Genomic DNA, 485 nt, shown 5'->3' on the forward strand with positions numbered 1-485 from the left:
GCTATGTCATCGCGTAAATTTGGACTCAACCTGGTGGTGGTGCTGGCCATCGCTGCCTTGTTCACCGGTTTCTGGGCGCTGGTCAATCGCCCGGTCACGGCGCCGAACTGGCCGCAGCAAATCTCCGGTCTCTCGTATTCGCCATTCCAGCCGGGGCAATTCCCACAGAAGGATCAGTATCCGTCTGACGACGAAATGCGCCGTGACCGGGAAATCATGAGCAAGCTGACCGACAACATTCTTATCTATTCGGTCGACGGCTCGCTTGGAGACATCCCGAAACTGGCTGAAGAATTCGGCCTGCGTGTCACCCTCGGCATCTGGATAAGCCCGGACCAGGAACGCAACGAACGGGAAATCACCAAAGCCATCGAGCTGGCCAACACCTCCAGAAGCGTCGTGCGCGTGGTGGTCGGCAACGAGGCGCTGTTTCGCGAAGAGATCACCCCGGAAGCCCTGATTGTTCTGCTGGATCGGGTGCGCGC

The 485-nt window shown here is 58.8% G+C and carries 1 pseudogene; it reads left to right on the forward strand.

Annotated features, from left to right (window positions below):
- Positions 1-3: 3 nt before the first annotated feature.
- Positions 4-485, forward strand: a pseudogene (locus J5M71_RS27700) (beta-(1-3)-glucosyl transferase); the annotation flags it as partial.

This window comes from Pseudomonas sp. 43(2021) (genome assembly GCF_017490805.1).
Classification (GTDB): domain Bacteria; phylum Pseudomonadota; class Gammaproteobacteria; order Pseudomonadales; family Pseudomonadaceae; genus Aquipseudomonas.